This is a genomic window from Rhizobacter sp. Root1238 (assembly GCF_001425825.1).
In the GTDB taxonomy this organism is placed as follows: domain Bacteria; phylum Pseudomonadota; class Gammaproteobacteria; order Burkholderiales; family Burkholderiaceae_C; genus Rhizobacter.
In genome coordinates this window covers 123,824-144,414 of the sequence record NZ_LMDM01000048.1, presented here as the reverse complement: position 1 = coordinate 144,414, position 20,591 = coordinate 123,824, and the positions used below count along the sequence as shown (strand labels likewise).

The 20,591-nt window shown below is 71.0% G+C and carries 17 protein-coding genes and 1 pseudogene; 8 read left to right on the top strand and 10 right to left on the bottom strand.

Annotated features, from left to right (window positions below; all coding sequences use genetic code 11):
• Positions 1–14 precede the first annotated feature (14 nt).
• Positions 15–953, top strand: a complete 939-nt coding sequence (locus tag ASC98_RS26040; RefSeq protein ID WP_056808811.1) for an AraC family transcriptional regulator — start codon at positions 15–17, stop codon at positions 951–953.
• A 96-nt stretch (positions 954–1,049) separates the two neighbouring features.
• Positions 1,050–2,036: a M28 family peptidase gene (locus ASC98_RS26035; protein WP_056808812.1), complete on the top strand. Its 987-nt coding sequence runs from the start codon at positions 1,050–1,052 to the stop codon at positions 2,034–2,036.
• A 3-nt stretch (positions 2,037–2,039) separates the two neighbouring features.
• Here the strand turns inward: ASC98_RS26035 and ASC98_RS26030 are convergent, their stop codons facing one another.
• Positions 2,040–3,017 (bottom strand): DUF3616 domain-containing protein, encoded by a 978-nt coding sequence (locus tag ASC98_RS26030; RefSeq protein WP_082542319.1) that lies wholly within the window; start codon positions 3,015–3,017, stop codon positions 2,040–2,042.
• A gap of 180 nt (positions 3,018–3,197) precedes the next feature.
• Between ASC98_RS26030 and ASC98_RS31950 the strand changes: the two are divergent.
• Positions 3,198–3,305 (top strand): annotated as a pseudogene (locus tag ASC98_RS31950) (hypothetical protein); the annotation flags it as partial.
• Here the strand turns inward: ASC98_RS31950 and ASC98_RS26025 are convergent.
• Positions 3,302–4,342, bottom strand: a complete 1,041-nt coding sequence (locus ASC98_RS26025) for a DMT family transporter (protein WP_082542294.1) — start codon at positions 4,340–4,342, stop codon at positions 3,302–3,304. The pseudogene ASC98_RS31950 and the gene ASC98_RS26025 sit on opposite strands and share 4 nt — an antisense overlap.
• Positions 4,343–4,477: 135 nt before the next feature.
• Between ASC98_RS26025 and ASC98_RS26020 the strand changes: the two genes are divergently transcribed.
• On the top strand, positions 4,478–5,359 hold the full coding sequence (locus ASC98_RS26020; RefSeq protein WP_056808815.1) for a LysR family transcriptional regulator: 882 nt from the start codon (positions 4,478–4,480) through the stop codon (positions 5,357–5,359).
• A 1-nt stretch (position 5,360) separates the two neighbouring features.
• On the opposite strand, the gene ASC98_RS26015 is transcribed toward ASC98_RS26020, so the two are convergent.
• On the bottom strand, positions 5,361–6,161 hold the full coding sequence (locus ASC98_RS26015; RefSeq protein ID WP_082542295.1) for a ChaN family lipoprotein: 801 nt from the start codon (positions 6,159–6,161) through the stop codon (positions 5,361–5,363).
• Positions 6,162–6,229: 68 nt separating this feature from the next.
• Here ASC98_RS26015 and ASC98_RS26010 point away from each other — a divergent pair, with 68 nt between their 5' ends.
• A complete protein-coding gene (locus ASC98_RS26010) occupies positions 6,230–7,357 on the top strand; it encodes an aminotransferase class V-fold PLP-dependent enzyme (protein WP_056808817.1) in 1,128 nt (375 codons plus the stop codon).
• 36 nt (positions 7,358–7,393) lie between these two features.
• On the opposite strand, the gene ASC98_RS26005 is transcribed toward ASC98_RS26010, so the two are convergent.
• The 3 genes from ASC98_RS26005 to ASC98_RS25995 all read right to left on the bottom strand — a co-directional run bounded on the left by ASC98_RS26005 (position 7,394) and on the right by ASC98_RS25995 (position 9,872).
• Positions 7,394–7,981, bottom strand: coding sequence for a hypothetical protein (locus tag ASC98_RS26005; protein ID WP_056820567.1), 588 nt, complete (start codon positions 7,979–7,981; stop codon positions 7,394–7,396).
• A gap of 141 nt (positions 7,982–8,122) precedes the next feature.
• Positions 8,123–9,022, bottom strand: a complete 900-nt coding sequence (locus tag ASC98_RS26000) for an SDR family NAD(P)-dependent oxidoreductase (RefSeq protein WP_056808819.1) — start codon at positions 9,020–9,022, stop codon at positions 8,123–8,125.
• Between the two features lie 112 nt (positions 9,023–9,134).
• Positions 9,135–9,872: a glucose 1-dehydrogenase gene (locus tag ASC98_RS25995; RefSeq protein WP_082542296.1), complete on the bottom strand. Its 738-nt coding sequence runs from the start codon at positions 9,870–9,872 to the stop codon at positions 9,135–9,137.
• Positions 9,873–9,989: 117 nt separating this feature from the next.
• Here ASC98_RS25995 and ASC98_RS25990 point away from each other — a divergent pair, with 117 nt between their 5' ends.
• Positions 9,990–10,910, top strand: coding sequence for a LysR family transcriptional regulator (locus tag ASC98_RS25990; RefSeq protein WP_056808820.1), 921 nt, complete (start codon positions 9,990–9,992; stop codon positions 10,908–10,910).
• On the opposite strand, the gene ASC98_RS25985 is transcribed toward ASC98_RS25990, so the two are convergent.
• From ASC98_RS25985 to ASC98_RS25975, 3 genes are all read right to left on the bottom strand, one after another.
• Complete coding sequence (locus ASC98_RS25985; RefSeq protein ID WP_056808821.1) at positions 10,858–11,142, bottom strand: hypothetical protein; 285 nt, start codon at positions 11,140–11,142, stop codon at positions 10,858–10,860. The two genes, ASC98_RS25990 and ASC98_RS25985, sit on opposite strands and share 53 nt — an antisense overlap.
• A 64-nt stretch (positions 11,143–11,206) precedes the next feature.
• A complete protein-coding gene (locus ASC98_RS25980; protein WP_056808822.1) occupies positions 11,207–12,154 on the bottom strand; it encodes a YihY/virulence factor BrkB family protein in 948 nt (315 codons plus the stop codon).
• Positions 12,155–12,240: 86 nt separating this feature from the next.
• Positions 12,241–14,874 (bottom strand): di-heme oxidoredictase family protein, encoded by a 2,634-nt coding sequence (locus tag ASC98_RS25975; RefSeq protein ID WP_162249358.1) that lies wholly within the window; start codon positions 14,872–14,874, stop codon positions 12,241–12,243.
• A gap of 235 nt (positions 14,875–15,109) precedes the next feature.
• Between ASC98_RS25975 and ASC98_RS25970 the strand changes: the two genes are divergently transcribed.
• Together ASC98_RS25970 and ligD are read left to right on the top strand one after the other, a co-directional pair.
• Complete coding sequence (locus tag ASC98_RS25970; RefSeq protein ID WP_056808823.1) at positions 15,110–15,958, top strand: Ku protein; 849 nt, start codon at positions 15,110–15,112, stop codon at positions 15,956–15,958.
• A 10-nt stretch (positions 15,959–15,968) separates the two neighbouring features.
• Positions 15,969–18,503, top strand: coding sequence for a DNA ligase D (gene ligD / locus ASC98_RS25965; RefSeq protein WP_056808824.1), 2,535 nt, complete (start codon positions 15,969–15,971; stop codon positions 18,501–18,503).
• A 58-nt stretch (positions 18,504–18,561) separates the two neighbouring features.
• Here ligD and ASC98_RS25960 read toward each other — a convergent pair whose 3' ends face one another.
• Positions 18,562–20,529 carry a phosphatase PAP2 family protein gene (locus ASC98_RS25960; protein ID WP_056808825.1) on the bottom strand — a complete coding sequence of 656 codons (1,968 nt, stop codon included), beginning with the start codon at positions 20,527–20,529 and terminating at the stop codon, positions 18,562–18,564.
• Between the last annotated feature and the right edge of the window lie 62 nt (positions 20,530–20,591).

The following is a 20,591-nucleotide window of genomic DNA, read 5'->3' as shown; positions in this document are numbered from 1 at the left end:
CCGGGAACCTGCCGATGGATGCCTTGAGCCAGCTGGTCGCCACGCTCGAGCTGCGCGGTCGCATGGACCTGCGATGCCTGTTCGGCCCCGGCTTCTCGGTGCCGCACGCCGCGATCGGGCCGTGGCGGGCGCCGTTCCACGTGGTGCTGGCGGGCGAGTGCGAGGTGTGGCTGCCGGCGCAGCGGCGCGCGATCGCGTTGCGGCAGGGCAGCCTGCTGGTGCTGCCGCATGGCGACGCGCATGTGGTGCGCGGCGTGTCGGCCCGGCGCGGTCCGGCGATCCGCACCGACGACGGCCCGGTGCTGCCGTTGAAGACCAACCTCGCGTCGCCGCAGGCGGCCGCACTCGACCTGTTGTGCGGCGAGTTCGAGTTCGCCGGGCGGCGCCGCAGCAGCGTGCTCGATGCGCTGCCGGCGCACATCGTCGCGCCCTTCGAGGCGGCGCCGGGCGCGGCCTGGCTGCGCGGGCTGGTCGGCATGATGGCGCACGAGATCGAACAGCAGCAGCCGGGCGCGGCCGCGATCGTCGCCGGGCTGTGCGGCGCCCTGTTCACGCTGGCGCTGCGCGCGCACCTGGCGCAGCAGCCGCAGCAGCGCGGCGTGCTCGGCCTGATGGTGCGCGAGCGCCTCGCGCCGGCGCTGCAGGCGATGCTGTCCGAGCCGCAGCGGCCATGGACGGTCGACGAGATGGCGCGCCGCTGCCACCTGTCGCGCGCGACCTTCGCGCGCCAGTTCCAGCAAGCGGCGGGCTGCGGCCCGATCGAGCTGCTGACGACGCTGCGGATGGAGCTTGCGTCGCGGCTGCTCGCGCAAGGCAACCACGACAGCGCGTCGGTCGGCGAGGCGGTGGGTTACCGCTCCGAGGCGGCGTTCAATCGCGCGTTCGCGCGGCATGCGGGCGTGACGCCGGGGCGCTTCCGCCGCGCGGCCGGCGGCCGGATCGCGACCGGCTGAGTTTCGCGGCCTCGAACCGGTCGATCGTCGGATGCCGCCCCACGGGGTCGCGCGCCGTGGGCACGATGCGACGATCGAATCGTCGAGGGATCGCGCATGACAAGAGGGTTTCGCATCGCCTGGGTCGGCCTGCTCGCGGCCGTGCTCGCGGTCTTGATCGCGGCCTGGATCACCGTCGCGCAGCCGTGGGTGGTGCCACTCGTGGCGCACCCGCCCGAAGTCGACGCCGAGCGGTTGAAGGCGCATGTGTGGCGGCTGTCGGTCGACCTGCATCCGCGCGTGGCCGGCCCATCCGGGCGGCTCGAGGCGGCGGCCGACTACGTGGCCGGCGTGCTGCGCGAATCCGGCGGCGCGGTGAGCACGCAGGAGGTCGGCGCCGGCGAGGTCCGTCATCGCAACCTGGTCGCGCGCTTCGGGCCGGCGGACGGTGCGCCGCTGGTGATCGGCGCGCATTACGACGCGCATGGCGGCGACCCCGGCGATGCGACCCCGGGTGCCGACGACAACGCGAGCGGTGTCGCCGGGCTGCTGGAACTGGCGCGGCTGCTCGGCCGCGATCCGTCGCCACGGCCGGTCGAGCTCGTCGCCTACACGCTGGAGGAGCCGCCGTACTTCCGCACGGCCGGGATGGGCAGCGCGGTGCATGCGCAGTCGCTGCGCGCCAGCGGCCGCGAGCCGCGCCTGATGCTGGCGCTGGAGATGATCGGCACCTTCTCCGACCAGCCGGGCTCGCAGCGCTACCCGGTGTCGGGCCTGTCGGCGCTGTATGGCGACCGCGGCGATTTCATCGCGGTCGTCGGCCGCCTCGAACGCTTCGGCCTCACGCGCCGGGTGAAGGCGGTGATGGCGGGTGCCACCGACCTGCGCGTGCAGACGATCAATGCGCCGACCGCGCTCGACGGCATCGACTTCTCCGACCACCTGAGCTACTGGGCGCTCGGCATGCCCGCGCTGATGGTCACCGACACCGCCTTCCTGCGCAACGACCACTACCACCAGCCGGGCGACCGCTGGGAGACGCTGGACTACCGCCGCATGGCGCAGGTGGTGCAGGGCGTCTGGGCGTTGACGCGGGCGCTGTGAGCGTCACGGCTTGACGACGAGGCTGCGGAACGCACGCTGCGCCGCCGGCAGCGCCTTGCATTCGACGCCGGCGGTGCGCACGCCGCCGTCATCGCTGAGCACCTGCACCTCGCCGGTTCCCGGCCATGCGAAGAGCGCCTCCGGCCGCAGGCTGCCGAACGCGACCGCCGTCACCGGCACCGGCGCGTCGCCGGCGTTGCCGGACCAGCGGTACAGCGCGAAGCTGCCGTCATCGGCCGGCGGCCCGGCGACGACGAGGTAGCCGCTGCCGACGCGTTCGAGGCTGCGGATGCCGCGGCCGCCGAGCGCCAGCTCGGTCACGCTGCCGATCGTCGCGCGCTGGCCGCGCACGACCTGCGCCGGGTTGTCGATCGCGACGACCAGCGCCCGCCCGCGCGGCAACGGGTTGCGCAGCCCGACCAGCAGCGCGCCGCCGGGCGTCGCGGCCAGGCCTTCGATGTTCAGGCCGCCCTCTGCCTCGGGCGGCCGCTTCGACGCGTCTTTCAGCCGGTAGTTTTTCAGCTGCGGCGCATCGAGCAGGTCGTCGAGCAGGCGGGTGTAGGGCTGGCCGACCGGGCGCAGCGAAGGCGGCACCGCCCCGGGGACGCGCTCGGTCGCGAACAGCCGGTGCCGCTCGTCGCGCTTCTTGCCGGCGCTGCTGCGGCCGTGCGAGGCGATCCAGTAGATGACGCCGCCGGTCTCGGCCGCGCCTTCGAGGTCGGATTCGCGGCCACCCGCGGTGCCGAGGAAGTCGTCGAGGTCGATTCGTCCGACGGCGTCCGGCGCATCGCGGCGAAACACCTGCAGCGTGTTGTGTTCGTCGTCGGCGACGACGAAATGCCGGGCATCGAGCGCGATGGCGGCCGATGCATCGCACAGCCCGCGGTACGCATCGGGGGCCTGAGCCCGGGCTGCCGCATGGGCGCTGGCGAGCAACGTGAACAGCAGGCCGGCCAGGCAGCGGCATCGCAGCGTCTTCATCGGGTCCTCCGGCCGCACGGGCGAAGCGATCATTTTCGTGGCCCCCGATTCACAGGGGGTCAGCGGTTTCCGTCACAGACAGGACATGCGTCAGGGTTTACACTAGGTACTAGGTGTTAACCCGCACGACGGGCACACCGACTGAGAAAAAACCGACCACAAGACGGACCGAGATAGAACATGAACTTCATCAATGCCATCGCCAGCGCCATGCGCAACGCATTCGCCGGCGGCACCCAGCCCCGCGGCTACGACGAGGCCTGGCTGGCCGAATCCCACGACATCTACGAACTCGAGCGCCGCATGCGCGCGATCGACAACAGCCGCAGCGGACGGGGCGACCTGCACACCAGCGCGTTCCTGTCGATGTCGCCGGCCGGCACCGGCCGCTGAGCGTCCTTCCCGCTTTGCTTGCGAGAGGCCGCACGCTGCGACAGCGTGTGGACCAGCAAGCCCGACACCACCAGCATCACCCCGGCCAGCTCATGCAGCGCCGGGCGTGAGCCCATCGCGGCCCCGATCAGCAGCACCGACACCGGAACGACGTTCAGGAACGCGGTGCTGGTCACGACGCCCAGCGTCCTGACGCCGAAGTTGTACGCCAACACCCCGAACACCGTCGGCACGAGGCCGATGTAGACCAGCGCCGGCCCCGCGTTCCACGCGGCCTCGGCGGTGGGGACCGGCGCCAGCCCGAAGGCGGTCAGCGCGAGCGTGGCGATGAGCAGCAGCGGCCACGAGGCGAGGGCGCTCAACGCGCTGAAGCCGATCACGTCGAGCGCCGGAAAGCGCGCCGCGCCGCGGGTGTAGGCGATCCAGCCGAGCGTGCCGGCCAGTGCCGTCAGGTCGCCGACCAGCGTCGAGGCTTGCGCGGACGTCGCCTGCGTCACCGCACCCGACACCATCGCCACGCCGACCAGCGCCAGCAGCGTGCTGAAGATCGCGCTGCGGGTCGGCCGCTGGCCGTCGAGCGCCCAGCGCACCAGCTGCGTCGTGATCGGCATCGTCGCCATGATCACCGCGCCGTGCGACGGCAGCGAATGCGCGAGGCCCACCAGCACCATCGCGCTGAACACGCCATAGCCGATGAAGCCGAGCCCCGCCAGCCGCGCGCCGTGCTGCCGCAGCGCGATCCACGGCACCGGCCCGCGCAGGCGCAGCACCGCCATGAAGCCCAGCGTCGCGATGCTGTAGCGCAGCAGCGTGAACCACACCGGGTCGACGTGCGGCAGCACCGGCTTGCTGGCAAGGAACAGGCTGCCCCAGGCGGTGGTCGCGAGCAGCAGCCCGGCGATGCCGACGGCTGGAGAACGGGGAAGGGTCATGGCGGGCTCCACGGAAACGGATGCGATGGCGCCAGTCTCGGCAGCGCAGGCCTGCAAGGCCATTCGCGAATTCGGACCGGGGCCTCAGGAAATCCGAACTGACAGCCCGGCACCCCATGGCCACAATCCGCTGCCATGGAGCTGTATCAACTGAAGACCTTCGTCGCGGTCGCCCAGGAGGGCCACCTGACGCGTGCCGCCGAGCGCGTGTTCACCAGCCCGCCGGCCGTCAGCGCGCAGGTCAAGGCGCTGGAGGACGAACTCGGCGTGCGGCTGTTCGACCGCACGCCGCGCGGCATGGTGCTGACCGAAGAGGGCCGCCGGCTGCTCGACGACGCCGAGCGCACGCTGGCCTCGGCCGGGCGGCTTCGTTCGGCGGCGGCGCAGCTGCGCGGCGCGGCGCAGGGCGTGGTGCGCTTCGGCACCGTCAGCGACCCGATCGCGCTGCGGCTCGGCGATGCGCTGCTGCGGCTCGCGCAGCGCAACCCGCAGGTCACGCTGCAGCTGCAGCAGGGCTTGTCGTCCGAGATGCTGCTGATGCTTCAGCGCGGCGAGCTGGACTGCGCCTACGTGATGACCGACCACGAGGACGTGCCGGGCTTGCAGCTGCAGCGGCTCGCGACGGTCGACCTGGTGGTCGCGCTGCCGACCGCGTTCGCCGAGGCTCATCCCGACCCGTCGCTGGTCGACCTGATGACGCAGCCGTGGATCGGCACGCCGGCCGGCTGCGTGCTGCGCACCCACATCGATGCGCTGTTCGCTGCCGGTGGCCGCGAGTACCGCGAAGAGGGCGCCTCGGCCAGCACCGAGGGCGTGGTGCGCAGCATGGTGGCCAGCGGCATGGGCGTCGGCGTCGTGCGGCTGGACCAGGCCGAGCAGGCCGAGCGCCACGGCGAGCTGCGCATCTGGAAGCACTGGCGGGCGCACACCTGGATCTGCTTCGCATCGCCGCCGGAGAACCGGTTGTCGCCGGCGACGCTGGCGGTGCGCGCGGCGGTGCAGGAGGCGTGGGGCTGACTCAGGGCGAACGGGGCGCCGGGGGCTGGCGCATCGCCGCGCACGGGTCCTCGCGCGGCTGCGCCGGCGTGACGACGACGCGGTCGTAGGCGCCCGGCGGGGGCACGTCGTTGCCTTCCAGGTAGCCGACGCTGCGGCTGCGCGCGCGGGTGCGCTCGGCCAGCCAGCGCGGCACGCCGACATCGCGCCGCACATGGCCGTTGCCGGCCAGCAGCACCACGCCGCGGTAGGCATGCACCTCGATGCTGCGGGCCATGAACTGGTCGCGCGCGACCTGCGCGCCGGCCATGCGGCGGGCAGTGGCGGCGTTGATCATCCCGCAGTGGCTGGCCTCGATGTCGCCGGCCTGGGCCGACCAGATCGCCTCCGGCACGTCGGCCGAGAAGCCGGTGTTGGCCAGGCCCTTGCCGATCACCTGGCGGCTCTCGGCGCGCGACACGTTGACCGCGACGATCGGCAGGCCATGGTCGAGCGCCAGCTGCACGAAGGGCGTGTAGAAACGCCAGTTCCAGCCGGAATCGCTTCCAGCCACCGCGGCGACCAGGGCCTCGGCCGTCGGGGGCGGCGTCGCGGCGCGCAACCGGTCGATCTCGGGCTGGCGATCGCGGTCGAACTGCTCCATCAGCAAGGCCGGGCGCGCGCCGGCGTCGAGCAGCGTCCTGAACTCGGCGAGCCGCAGCGCGTGCTGCGCGGAGTTGTCATGCACCTCGCCGAGCAGCACGACCGGGGCAAGCGTGGGGGAATGCACGCAACCCGCCAGCAGCACGGCGGCGGCACAACACAGGCCGAGGTGGAATCGCATGCGCGCGATGATGGCAGGGATCCGACCGGTGCTACGCTGCGCCCCACAACACCTTGACGGAGACTCCCATGCCCGGACTGCTTCCCCAGGTCGATCCCGACGGCCTGCTCGAGTTCTCGGTCGTCTACACCGACCGCGCGCTGAACCACATGTCGAAGAAGTTCCAGGGCGTGCTGCGCGGGATCACCGACACGCTGAAGCGCACCTACCACGCGCCGACGGCGATCGTGATGCCCGGCAGCGGGACCTTCGGCATGGAGGCGGTGGCCCGGCAGTTCGCGACCGGCCAGCGCGTGCTGGTGATCCGCAACGGCTGGTTCAGCTACCGCTGGACGCAGATCTTCGAGATGGGCTCGATCCCGTCGGCCGCCACCGTGCTGAAGGCACGCCCCACCGGCTCGGGCTACCAGGCGCCGTACGCGCCGCCACCGATCGACGAGGTGGTGCAGACGATCCAGCGCGAATCGCCGGCGCTGGTGTTCGCGGCGCACGTCGAGACCGCGTCCGGGATCATCCTGCCCGACAACTACCTGAAGGCGGTGGCCGATGCGGTGCATGCGGTCGGCGGGCTGTTCGTGCTCGACTGCATCGCGTCGGGTGCGATGTGGGTCGACATGCAGGCCACCGGCGTCGACATCCTGATCAGCGCGCCGCAGAAGGGCTGGAGCGGCTCGCCGGGCAGCGCCTTCGTGATGCTGAGCGCGGCCGCGCGCGACCGCATGGCGCAGACGCAGAGCACCAGCTTCGCGTGCGACCTGCGCAAGTGGCTGCAGATCGCCGAGACCTACGAGGCCGGCGCGTTCGGCTACCACACGACGATGCCGACCGATGCACTGACGAAGACCTGGGAGGTCATGCAGGAAACGAACCGCTTCGGCTTCGACGCGGCGCGCAACGCGCAGCAGCTTCTCGGCACCAAGGTGCGCACGCTGCTGGCGCAGAAGGGCTTCAAGAGCGTCGCGGCGACCGGCTTCGAGGCACCGGGCGTGGTGGTCAGCTACACCGACGACCCCGAGATCCAGTCGGCCCGCAAGTTCGCCGGGCTCGGCCTGCAGACCGCCGCCGGCGTGCCGCTGCAATGCGACGAGCCGGCGGATTTCCGCAGCTGGCGCATCGGCCTGTTCGGGCTCGACAAGCTGGGGCGTGTCGACCGCACGGTGCAGCAGCTGGCGAACGCGCTGGAGCGCTTGCGCTGAGCTGACGCGACGCCTCGAACCGCGTCGGTCGGCCGGTCAGCGTGCCAGCGGGCGGCGCAGCACCTGCCGCTCGTGCCGCCATGCGTGCATCAGCCCCTCGTGCAGCGGCGGGATCACCAGGCGCAGGATCTCCAGCGTCTGCGAGGGGCTGATGTCTTCGTTCAGGTGGCAGAAGCTGAAGCAGCTGCCGACGATGCCGCCGAGGTCGATGCGGCCGTGCAGCGCGAGCCGGCGGATGCCCAGCGCATCGATTTCGCGGCGCTCCAGCGCCGACACCCGCTCGGCATCGCAGGGCATCTTCAGCATCTGCGGCTCGCGGGTGTCGAGCCAGCGTTTCAGTGCCGGCCGGTCGTCCAGGTCGAGCTGCCGCGGCAGCTTCGCCATCGCGGCGGCCGGGTGGTCGACGCCGATCGCATGCACCAGCCGAAGCTGCTGCGGCCCGATGCGCACGATCGCTGCGACCAGCGAGCCGTGCGGCAGCACCGGCTGCAGCTGCTGCCGCACCATCGCGGCGAACTGCGCGTCGTCGCTGCACAGCGCGCAGGCGTCTCGCAGCGCGAGCAGCAGCTGCGCCGGCGGTGCCTGCGACGCGTCATGTTCTTCGTTCGATCCCTTCGTCGTCATGCCTGTGTCCGTGGTTGCCGTCCACCGGTGGATCCGGTGGAACCCCGGCCATTGGCTGCCGCGAATGTGCAGCGAATGCGGAGGTCGCCATCGCAAATGAAGATGGTGACGGCGGCCTGCGAGATGGCCCTGCACGACGGTTCAAGCGACCGTCGGCACGACCTTCAGCAGGTCCGACAGCCCGGCGCGTTCGAACAACTGCACGCGCATCCGGTCGGCCACCGCGCTGACGATCCCCGAGCCGTCGTCGCTCGGATCGACGTGCAAGCGGTACGGCCGCTGGCCGTACGGCGCGTCGACGGCGGCGACGATCGCCCGTGCGACATCGGCCACGTCGGCATCGGCCGGTTCCAGTTTCGCGAGCGCCTCGCCGACCTGCTCGGGCAACCCGGCGTACAGCGCGTCGTAGGCCTGGGCCACGTCGGCGTCGGCCGCGTGCGTGGCGTGCGCGAAGTGGTTGGTGCCCGACGTGAAGGCGCCGGGCACGACGATGCTGGTCTCGACGCCGAAGCGCGCCAGTTCGCCGGCGTAGCTGACTGCCAGGGCATCCATCGCCGCCTTGGCCGCGAAGTACGGCCCGAGGAAGGGCGGCGTGCCGCCCTTGACGCTGGAGCTCGACACCCACACGACCAGCCCGTGCCGCTGGCGGCGCAGCTGCGGCAGCGCGGCGCGGTTCAGGCGCTGCGTCCCCAGCGTGTTGACGTCGAAGACCTGGGCGATCTGCTCCGGCGTGAAGGCCTCGGCCGGGCCGGTCACCAGGTGGCCGGCGTTGTGCACGATGACGTCGAGCCGCTGGTGGGTGTCGACGATGCGGGCCACCGCCGCATCGACCGACGCCTGCGAGCCGACGTCGAGCTCGATGCTGCGCAGGTCGACGCGGCGCTCCGTCGCGTAGCGTGCGGCGTCCTGTGCCGCCTTCGCATTGCGCGTCGCGATGGCCCGCATGCCGGCGTAGACGGTGTGGCCGGCGTCGGCCAGCGCACGCGCGGAGAGGGCGCCGAAACCGCTCGACGCACCGGTGATGACGATGATCTTTTTCATGAAAGCTCTCCGAGTTGGAAGGAAGTGATCAAGCGGACGCCGTGGAACCGGCTTCGCCGGGCCACTGGCGGCGCCCCCTTGAGGGGGAGGCGCGCAGCGCCTCGGGGGTGGGTCACACCACCCCGCCGTTGGCGCGCAGGGTCTGGCCGTTGACCCACGCGCTGTCGGGACCGGCGAGGAAGGCCACGACGCCCGCGATGTCCTGCGGCGTGCCCAGCCGCTCCAGCGGCGCGGCCTGGGCCAGGCGCTCGATCACCTCGGGGCTCTTGCCGTTCAGGAACAGGTCGGTCGCGGTCGGTCCCGGCGCGACGGCGTTGACGGTGATCTGGCGACCCCGCAGCTCCTTCGCGAGGATGTGGGTCATCGTCTCGATCGCCGACTTGCCGGCCGCATAGGCCGCGTAGCCCGGCGTCGCGAGCCCGACCACGCTGCTCGAGAAGTTGACGATGCGCCCGCCCGCCTGCAGGCGCTTCACGGCTTCGCGCATCGTGTTGAAGCTGCCCTTGACGTTGATGTGGAACAGGCGGTCGAAGGTCGCGTCGTCGGTGTCGACGAGCGCCGGCATGTTCGTCGGCATCACGCCGGCGTTGTTGACGAGCACGTCGACGCGGCCGTAGGCGCGCACCGCCTCGTCGAACAGCGTGCGGGCGGCGGCCGGGTCGGCCACGTCGGCCTGCACCGCGGTGGCCTGGCCGCCGGCCGCGGCGATTTCAGCGACCACCTCGGCGGCCGCAGCGGCGTTGCCGGCGTAGTTGACGATGACGGCGAAGCCGTCGGCCGCGAGGCGGCGGGCGACCGTGGCGCCGATGCCGCGGGATGCGCCGGTGACGATGGCGACTGGCTGGGTCATGGTGAGCTCCTGGGAGTGAGTTGCGATGGACGGAAGTCTGGTTGCTCGATGGAAATCAATAAATGGGCAAGAATTGCCATCACTGTTCAACCAAAAACAACAACCAGGGAACACCGGATGGACCGTTTCCAGACCATGCAGCTGTTCGTGCGCATCGTCGAGCTGGGCAGCTTCACGAAGGGCGCCGAAGACCTCGAACTGCCGCGCGCGACCGCGACGCATGCGATCCAGGCGCTGGAGAAGCGCCTGGGCACCCGGCTGCTGCAGCGCACGACCCGCCAGGTGAAGCCGACGCCCGACGGCGAGGCCTACCACCAGCGCTGCGTGCGGCTGCTGGCCGACCTGGACGAGACCGAGTCGGCCTTCGGCCAGTCGCTGGCCAGCCCGAAGGGCAAGCTGCGCGTCGACCTGCAGGAAACGCTCGCGCGCCACTTCCTGTTGCCGCACCTCGGCGAGTTCTGCACCCGCTACCCCGACATCGAACTGGAGGTCGGCATGGGCGACCGGCTGGTCGACCTGGTGCGCGAGGGTGTGGATTGCGTGCTGCGCGCCGGCAGCCCGCGCGATTCGTCGATGGTGCAGCGGCATGTGGCCGACAACCCGCAGCTCACCTGCGCGAGCCCGGCCTACCTCGCGAAGCACGGCGTGCCGGACTCGCTGGCGGACCTGCCGCAGCATCGGGCGGTGAACTTCGTGTCGAGTGCGACCGGCCGGCGCGTCCCGTTCGATTTCATCGTCGACGGCCAGCCGCAAGCGGTGTCGATGAAGGGCAGCGTGTCAGTGCGCCATGCCGATGCCTATCTGGCCTGCTGCCTGGCCGGCCAGGGCCTGGTCCAGGTGCCGCGCTACCGCGTGCAGGCCGAACTGGCCGACGGGCGTTTGCAGGAGGTGCTGGCGGCGTGGTGTCCGGCGCCGATGCCGGTGTCCTTGCTGTACCCGCACAGCCGGCAGCTGTCGCCGCGGGTGCGAGTGTTCGTCGACTGGGTCATCGCCCGGATGGCGACTCCAGCGACGGCCCGAGGCCCCGCGCCCGGCTGACCTCGCGCTTGATGACCGGCACCGCGCTCGCCGCTGCCGCCGGCACCGCGGCCGCCATCAGCAGGATGTCGGCGGCGAACGCATTGCGGTCGGCCCGCTCGGTCACCGGCAGGCCGATCGCCAGCGCCGCGAGCGCCACCGCCACCGGCACGGCCACGCCGACGCCGGGGAGCAGCTTGCGGGCCACCGGCAACGAGCGGTGCGACAGGTCGGCGAGGTGCAGCGAACGCATGGTGTTTTCTCCCTGGCGATGGAGAGACTGTAAGGACGAGCCGATCTCCCTGGTGTAGGTGCGCTCAAGAACCCGCTGTAGGAATTCCACTCGCGGTGCCCGAGGTCGTCGGCGCGGGCGGGGCCGGCAGCTGCCGCATCGAGCCGAAGCTGCGCGCATAGACCCAGGTCAGCTCGGCCCCCATCAGGAAGATCTGCGCCGAGTAGTAGACCCACACGAAGATCACGATCAGCGAGCCGGCGGCGCCGAAGCCCGAGGCCACGCCGCTGCGGCCGATGTAGGCGCCGATCAGGTAGCGGCCGACGGTGAACAGCACGGCCGTCAGCAGCGCGCCCAGCCACACGTCGTGCCAGCGCACGTCCACCCGCGGCATCAGCTTGTAGATCATCGCGAACACGCCGGTCGTCATCAGCAGGCCGACCGCCAGGTTCACCCCCTGCGCGAGCGTGGCCCAGTTGCCGAACGCGCCGCCCCACCATTTGCCGAGCGCCGAGATCGCGGCGCTGAGCACCAGCGAGATCATCAGCAGGAACGCGATGCCGAGGATCATGCCGAACGACAGCAGCCGCGCGCGCAGCAGGTTCCACCAGCCGCTCGCGCGCACGCGGGCCGGCGCCCGCCAGATGCGGTCGAGCGCATCCTGCAGCTCGCCGAACACCGAGGTGGCGCCGACCAGCAGCACGACGACGCCGAGCACCGCCGACGCGGTGCCCTCGGCCGGCTTGTGCAGGCTGGCCAGCACCGCTTCGACCGCCTGCGCCGACTCGGTGCCGAGCAGCCCGCGGATCTGGCCGAACACCTCGCCGCGCGCGGCGTCCTCGCCGAACACCAGCCCGGCGATCGCGATCACGATCAGCAGCAGCGGCGCCAGCGAGAACATGCTGTAGTAGGACAGCGCCGCGCCCATGCTGGGCGCGTAGTCGTCGATCCACGCATTGCCGGCCTGCTTCACGAGCGACCACCAGGCGCGCAGGCCTGGCCAGCGGGAGGGGAGCGGGGCGGCGGTGTCCATCGCCGTCGAGCGTACCCAGGCGCCGCGCCGGTGCCATCGTCCACCGGCGCGACCGCCTGTAGGAGGCTTCGCACAGCCCCGGGCCGCTACAGCGTGGCGAGGAAGGCCAGCACCGCCGCCCGGTCGTCCTTCGACAAGGCCTCGAAGCGCTGGCGGCTGTTGTCGGCCTCTCCGCCGTGCCAACCGATCGCCTCCATCAGCGTTCGGGCCCGGCCGTCGTGCAGGTAGCGCACGTTCTGCGCCGCGCCTTGCACGAACGGCAGCGAGCCGATGCCCCACAGCGGCGCGGTGCGCCACATCGACGGCTGCGCCTTGCCTTCGGCCACCGTGTCCGCCAGCCCGGCGCCCATGTCGTGCAGCAGCAGGTTGGTGTACGGGTGGATGGTCTGGTCGCGCAGCTCCGCGAACGGGTGGGTCGTGCCGGTCTTCAGCGTCGCCGTGTGGCAGCCGACGCAGTTGACCTGCGTGAACAGCTGCGCGCCGCGCGCCACCTGGGCCGGATTCACCTCGTGCTCCGGCGACACCCGCACGCCCGCCGGGAAGGCGCTGCGCAGGCTGCGCTGGGCCGGCACCGCCAGCAGCTCCAGGTACTGCACGACGCGCTGCAGCTCCTGCTCGTTGACGCCGCTGCCCTGCGGGTTGCTGCGGCAGTCGGTGGCCGCGCGCTGGCAGCTGCGCGACGGGTACACCGGCGACACCACGCCCATGTCGTTGACCAGCGCCTCGGCGGCCTGGTGGCGCACGCTGGCCTTCGCGGCCTTCCACCCGAAGCGGCCGAGCCGCGTTTGCCCGGTTTCCGGATCGATCACCAGGTTGGCGACGCCACGGATGCCGTCGCCATTCGCATCGCCCGGGTCGGCCAGCGCCAGCACGGTGCTCTCGGGCAAGGCCTCCAGCAGCCCGACGCCGATCACCTGCGGCGCCTGGCGCGCCGAGAACTGCGCCGGCACCGGGCCCTTGAACGCATACACCGGTTTCTGCAGCTCGACCTTTTCGCCGTCGGCCAGCGTGCGCACCGTCGTCGTGTAGGCCTGAACGTTGACGCCGTAGTCCGCCGCGCCGGCGGCGCCGGCCTTCTGCAGCACGTTCAGCCCGTAGGTCGCATCGGGCACGCGCTTGCCGTCGCTGCCTGCGCTGCCGGTCAGCACCGTGCCGGCGAACGGCGTGCCGGCGGCCGGGGCCGTCGTGCGCCCGTTCATCGCATGGCAGGCGATGCAGCTGACCTGGTTGTAGCGTGGCCCCAGCTGCCCGGCATGCGCGCTGAACACCGGGTTGCTCTCCGGATGCTCCGAATGCCGGCCGTCGACGAACGAGGTGTGGAACAGGCGCCGCCCTTCGACGAAGCGCCTGGTGTTCTGGATGCCGATGTTGTTGGCCATCTGCTGGAAGACGCGCATCGGCTCTTCGGAATAGTTGTACGACAGGCTGGTCTGCCCGCCGGACAGCGTGTCGGCGGGCAGCGCGGCGGAGTCGAGGTTCGGCGCGATGCCGTACCACGGCCGCAGCCCGACGCCCGCCACGTACAGCTGCTCGAACGAGTAGTAGCGCGCGCCGCCGCCGTCGATCACCGCGCTGCCGTCGGCGTTGTACTTCAGCCGCGGGGCCGGTGCGAGCTCGACCGGGTCGCCGACCTTCAGCGTGCTGTGCGGGTCGGTGCGCCAGTTGGTGTCGACCGAGAACTGGCAGTCGGCATCCGGCTGCCCGGCGATGCAGATCGGCAGCGGGTAGTGGTCCTGGTTCAGGAACTTCGGGTTGCCGAAGCCGTAGTTCAGCGCCCAGCCGTAGTCGCGCACGTTCGGGTCGCTGGCGTTGCGGAACAGGCTGAAGGTGGTGCCGTCGAAGGTGCCGTCGTTGACGCGCAGCGTGAAGGTGATCTTCGAGCGGCCGGCCGGCACCTCGTCGCGGATCACCAGCCCGAAGCTGCGGTTCTGGAAGTAGAACGACGGAAAGGTCAGGTAGCGGCCCGGGCCCTGGTCGGGCGCGTCCCAGGCCTCGCCGCGTTCGCGCGCGTGGCGCTCGGTCGGCCGCATGCCCATGTAGGTGACCAGCGTGCCGTCGGCCTCGACGGTCTGGATCGGCTCGGTGATCGGCGTGCCCTGCGGGAACAGCGGCACCAGGCCGACCGGGTCGGGCGGGTTCGCGTTGCCGCCGACCAGCTTGAACTGCTGCGGCGCGCTGCCGGCGGCGCAGGCGTACTGGCGCACGGTGGCCGCATCGGCCGCCTGCACGCACTTGCCGCTGTTGACGTTGACCAGCGCGACGACGCCGGCGCCGGGCTCGGTCAGCTGGAAGCGCTGCGCATTGGTGCCGTTGTCGGTCCACTGCTGCAGCGGCGCGCCGTCGCTGGCGGACGCGTTCTGCACGTCGACTGCGAGGCCGCTCGCCGCGACCGTCAGCTTGTAGACGCCGGTCGTCACCTGCGCCAGGTCGAACTGCTGGGTCGCAACGCTGCTGCAGGCCTGCAGTTGCAGCGCCGTGCCGCTGGCGTTGCCGCCGCCATTGATGCCGATGCACTGACCGGTCGACACGCTCTGCAACGCGTACCGACCGGCCGCGACCGCCATCGACTGCTCCTTGAAGGCGCTGCCGCTGGTGTCGGAAGAAGGGGCGGAAGCGTCGTTGCCGCCGCAGCCTGCGAGCAGCAGGGCCGGCAAGCACGCCGCCCCCCCGATGCGCGAAGCCAAGGCGCGGCCCGACCCGCGTGATGGGACCTGTTTCATGTCGTCTCCTCGTGTGGATGGCAGAAACGGTCCCTGGGTACTGCGGTCATTGGAACCGGTTCCAAGTACTGCGACGCCATTGAACTCCCGAAGCGCACGGGTCGTCCAGTCGGATAGAAAACTTTTGCAAGCCGGCGTCTTCCTACACCCGCGTGCGCCATCCGCCGGTGGCGAGGCGGTTGAGGCCGACCCTAGGCTTGGGACCGTCGTCGAATGCCGTTCAAGGAGTTTCGCCATGCCCCACGCCATCTGGAAAGGCGCCATCAGCTTCGGCCTGGTGCACGTGCCGGTCGCGCTGTATCCGGCGGCGTCGGAATCGGGCGTCGATTTCGACTGGCTCGACAAGCGCTCGATGGACCCGGTCGGCTACAAGCGCGTCAACAAGCGCACCGGCCGCGAGATCGACAAGTCGCACATCGTGAAGGGCGTGAAGGTCGAGGGCGGCGACTACGTCGTGCTGAGCGACGACGAGATCAAGGCCGCGTACCCGAAGACGACCCAGACGATCGAGATCGAATCGTTCGCGCATGCCGACGAGATCCCGTTCACGCTGCTCGACCGGCCGTATTACCTGGAGCCGCTGGCCAAGGGCGAGAAGGTGTATGCGCTGCTGCGCGAGGCGATGCTCGCCGCAGGCGTGATCGGCATTGCGCGCGTCGTGATGCACACCAAGGAGCACCTGGCGGCGCTGATCCCGGGCGGCCCCGCGCTGATGCTGAACACGCTGCGCTGGGCCGCCGACATCCGGCCGTGGGCCGACATCAACCTGCCGCCCGAAGGCAGGAAGGGCGTGAACCTGAAGGAGGCCGAATTGAAGATGGCGCAGCAGCTGATCGGCGACATGACCGAACCGTGGAAACCCGAGGCGTATTCCGACCGCTTCACCGAAGCGATCCACGCGCTGGTGGCCCGGCGCGTCGAGCGCGGCGAGACCGAGCAGGTCGAGCCGATGGAAGAGAGCGGCTCGACCGGGCCGAGCAACGTGGTCGACCTGACCGAGCTGCTCGCGAAGAGCCTGAAGGGCAAGGCGGCTGCAGCGGCCAAGCCGGCGGCGCGCAAGTCGCCTGCCCGCAAGCGAGCCTGAGCGCACGGCCATGGCGCACAGCTCGCATGCCGCACACGGCTCGACGGCAGCCGATCCGTTGCACACCTACTGGAGCAAGCGCGATTTCAGCCAGACGCCGGAGCCGCGCGGCGAGCAGGCCTCGGCCGGCGACGCGCTGGCGTTCGTCGTGCAGAAGCACGATGCGACGCGGCTGCACTACGACTTCCGGCTCGAGCTGGACGGTGTGATGCTGTCGTGGGCGGTGCCGAAGGGGCCGAGCTTCGACCCGTCGGAAAAGCGGCTCGCGGTGCGCACCGAAGACCATCCGGTGTCGTACAACAGCTTCGAGGGCCGCATCCCCGAAGGCCACTACGGCGCCGGCGACGTGATCATCTGGGACCGCGGCACCTGGCAGCCCGTGGGCGACGCGAAGAAGGGCCTGGCCGCCGGCAAGATCGCGTTCACGCTCGACGGCGAGAAGCTGCACGGCACCTGGGAGCTGGTGCGCATGCGCGGCGCCGGCAGCGACAAGCAGCCGCCGTGGCTGCTGCTGAAGAAGAAGGACGGCTTCGCCCGGCCGCATGCGGAGTACGACGTCGTCAGCGCGCTGCCGGACAGCGTGGGTCCGGGGGACGGCAAGGCCAGGCCGGAGCCCGCGCAGCACGACCGCTCCGCGAAGGCCGTGAAGGCACCGCTGCCGGCGACGATGACCCCGCAGCTCGCGACGCTTGCGAGCGGCGTGCCGGCCGACGGCGACTGGGGCTTCGAGATCAAGTTCGACGGCTACCGGATCATGACGCGCATCCAGCGCGGCAAGCCGGTGCTGATCACGCGCGGCGGGCACGACTGGAGCGACCGGCTGCCGACGCTGGTGGCCGCCTTGCGCAAGCTCGACGTGACGTCGGCCTGGCTCGACGGCGAGATCGTCGTGCTCGGCGACGACGGCCTGCCGGCGTTCAACCGACTGCAGAACGCATTCGACGGCGGCAACACCGCGCAGGTGGCGTATTTCCTGTTCGACCTGCCGTACCTCGAAGGGCACGACCTGCGCGAGCTGCCGCTGCGCGAACGCCGCCGGCTGCTGAAGCAGCTGCTCGAGGCGAAGGGCAGCGGGCCGCTGCGCTTCAGCGAAGACTTTCCGGCCGATGCGGCCAGCGTGCTGCAGTCGGCCTGCCGGCTGAAGCTCGAAGGCGTGATCGCGAAGCGGCAGGATGCGCCTTACGTGTCGCGCCGCACCGAGGACTGGCTGAAGCTGAAGTGCCAGCAGCGCCAGGAGTTCGTGATCGGCGGCTACACCGACCGGCGCGGCGAGCGCGATGGCGCGCACATCGGCAGCCTGCTGCTGGGTGTGCACGACGACGACGGCACGCTGCGCTCGGTCGGCAGCGTCGGCACCGGCTGGGATTCGGCGATGGCCGCCGAGCTGAAGACGAAGCTGGTGAAGCTGCAGGCCGAGGCATCGCCGTTCGTCAGGGCACCGAAGCCCGGGCGCGGGCCGCGCGGTGCCGAGGGCGAGCGCCGCTGGGTCAAGCCGACCTTGATGGCCGAGGTCAGCTTCGGCGAATGGACGCCCGACGGGCAGATCCGCCATGCGTCGTTCGAAGGCCTGCGCACCGACAAGCCGGCGAAGCGGATCACGCGCGAGCGTGCCGTCGAGGTGAAGGAAAAATCCGTGGCCAAGTCCGCATCAACAACCAAGGTGACGCACCCCGAACGCGTGATCGACAAGAGCACCGGGCTGACCAAGCTCGACCTGGTGCGCTACTACGAGGGCGTGGCCGAGCGGATGCTGCCGCACCTGAAGGGCAGGCCGTGCGCGCTGGTGCGCGCGCCGGAAGGCGTCGGCGGCGAGCAGTTCTTCCAGAAGCACGCCGGCAAGATGCGATTCCCCGGCATGCGCGAGCTCGACCCGGCGCTGTGGCCCGAACACGAGCCGCTGCTCGAGGTGCCGAGCGCGGCCGCGCTGGCCGGCGCGGCGCAGATGAACGTGATCGAGTTCCACACCTGGAATGCACTCGCGCGCCGCATCGACAAGCCCGACCGGATGGTGTTCGACCTGGACCCGGGAGAAGGCGTCGAGTGGGCGAAGGTGCGCGAGGCGGCGGCGCTGGTGCGCTCGCTGCTGCAGGCGCTGGGCCTGGAGAGCTGGCTGAAGACCAGCGGCGGCAAGGGCCTGCACGTGGTGGTGCCGCTGAAGCCGCAGCACGGCTGGGATGCGGTGAAGGGCTTCTCGCAGGCGATCGTGCAGCACATGGCGCAGGTGGTGCCGGAGCGTTTCGTCGCGAAAAGCGGGCCCACCAATCGCGTCGGCAAGATCTTCGTCGACTACCTGCGCAACGGCCACAACGCGACGACCGCGGCCGCGTTCTCGGCGCGCGCGCGGCCGGGGCTGGGCGTCTCGATGCCGGTGCCGTGGGAGGCGCTGGACGAACTGAAGGGCGGCAACCAGTGGACCATCAGGACCGCGCTCGATCACCTGTCGTTCGAACGCGAAGACCCGTGGAAGGACTACTGGACGACGAAGCAGGCGATCGGCAAGGCGATGCAGCGGCTGGGGTTCAAGCCGGTGAAGGAGACGAAGTGATCGAGGAAACGCCCCGTGGCCGAGGCGCTCTCGATGACGACGGTTTTTCGACGCGTGCTCAGGCGTCGATGTGCAGCGACAAGCCGGTGTCGGTGTAGGTCGGCGTCACCGTGTGACCCGGGAGCGTGATCGTCGTGAAGCGGCCGCGCAGCTTCGACGCGCTGATGACCCGGATCGTGTCGCCCACCACCGGCGCGAAGCCGCTGCGGAACTGCAGCGTCAGCGTGCCGCCATCCAGCGTCACCGTGCCGTCGACGACCAGTCGCCCCGCATCGGCGGCGCCCAGGTTCAGCTGCAGCGTGCCGCCGCCCAGCTGGGTGTAGGCGCCGAGCAGATGGAGTGCCGTGCCGCCATTGCTGACCAGGCTGCCTCCGCTCACATGCACGTCGCCGCTGCCGAGCGCCAGCGCGCTGTCGGCGCGCAAGGCCCCGGCTTGCACCGCGGTGCCGCCGCTGTAGCGGTTGCTGCCGGTCAGGGCCAGCGTGCCGGTGCCCGACTTGCTGAGCTTGCCGGCGCCGCCGATGGTGTTGTTCCAGCTGTCCGACGCGTTGAAGCCGCCAAGGCTGGCATCCATCACGATGCTGACGTCGCCGTTGAAGGCGCCGTAGCCATCGGCCGCATCGAACAGGTTCAGGCGGCCCCAGCCTTCGGCATCGTCCAGCACCGGGTAGCCGGACTGCAGCGCGGTGGTCTTCAGCACCACGCGGCGCTGCTCGGCGCTCAGGTAGGGCAGGCGGGTCTCCAGCAGCACCTCGGCGCCCTTGGGCACGACGGCCGCCCTGGTCTTGTCGCCGTTCTGCGCGAAGCCGTACGTCAGGCGCCGCAGGTAGTCGGCCTTCGCGGCAGCCCGGTCGGCGAAGCGGTCGCTGCTGCTGCCCTGCGCATGCGCGAACGCGTTGAGCTCGGCCGCGCTGCTCGCGCCCGCCGCGGCCATCAGCGCCGCCTGCGCCTGCGTGTAGGCCGCCGCACGGATCTTCGAGTTGGCGCCGGTGGCGATGGCCGCGGCCGCAACGGCCTGGCCGTGCACGCGCCCGCCGATCACGTCCAGCGGCGAGTGCATGCCGGCGAGGATGCGGTTCTCGCCAAGCTCCGCGCCGCGCGCGAGCATCTCCTGGAAGCGCTGCGGCACCACGTAGGCCATCGCGACGGCGTCGCGCGTCGCCTCGGCCGAGTGGCCGCTGATGAAGCCGCCGTCGGTGGTGGGCGTCGTGCTCTTGGCCGGCTCCAGCGCCGGCACCACCTTCACGCTGGAACTCCAGCGCCACGGGCGTGCGTACTTGAAGAAGCGCTTGGCCGGCTCGGTGGAGCCGTTCTCGCCGATGCCGTTGACGAAGTCGACGACGACGCCGAAGTTCGTGTTGCCCGCGGCACTGGCCACGCCGGTGTTGTTGCCGCTGTCGTTGTACAGCACCGTGGTGGCGTCGCCCGCGATGGCCGTGATCGAGGTCACCTGCTGGGCGGCGCTGCGCCATGCCGCGGTGAGCGGGCCCATGCCGTCGCTGACGCTGTAGGCCTTGCCGCGGCGGTCGTCCAGGTAGGCGGCCAGTTCCTGCGCGGCCGTGCGCCGGGTGGTCGCATCGATCACGTACTGGATGTTGGCACCGTGCACCGTGGCGTCGAGCACCGTGCCGTCGGTGGCGTCGCCCGGGATGCCGCTCCAGGTCGACGCGGCCACGGCCGGGAAGCTGCCGTTGGCCGCGGCCGTCACGCCGGCATCGACGACGGCGGTCGTCGGTTTCCACAGGGCCAGGAAGCCGCCGACCACGCGCACGCCGGCATTGGTCGAGAGCGTCGCATAGCGCGCATCGCCGCGCTGGTTGGTGAAGGCGTTGTCGACGAACGGCAGCACCGTGCTTTCGTCGGCCACCGGTGCGGTGTCCGTCTTGCCGAGCCCGGTCGGGGCAACGGGGACGGTGTAGCCCGGGGCGGTGTCGTCACCGCCGCTGTCCCCGCCGCCGCAGGCGCTCAGCAGCAAGGTGGTGGACAGGGCGAGGCAGAGCGGGCGCAGGGCGAAGCGAGACATCATGGTCGAGGGAGTGACAGCCGATTTTGGAAGCTGCGACTCTAGGGACGCGATGTGTCCCGCTC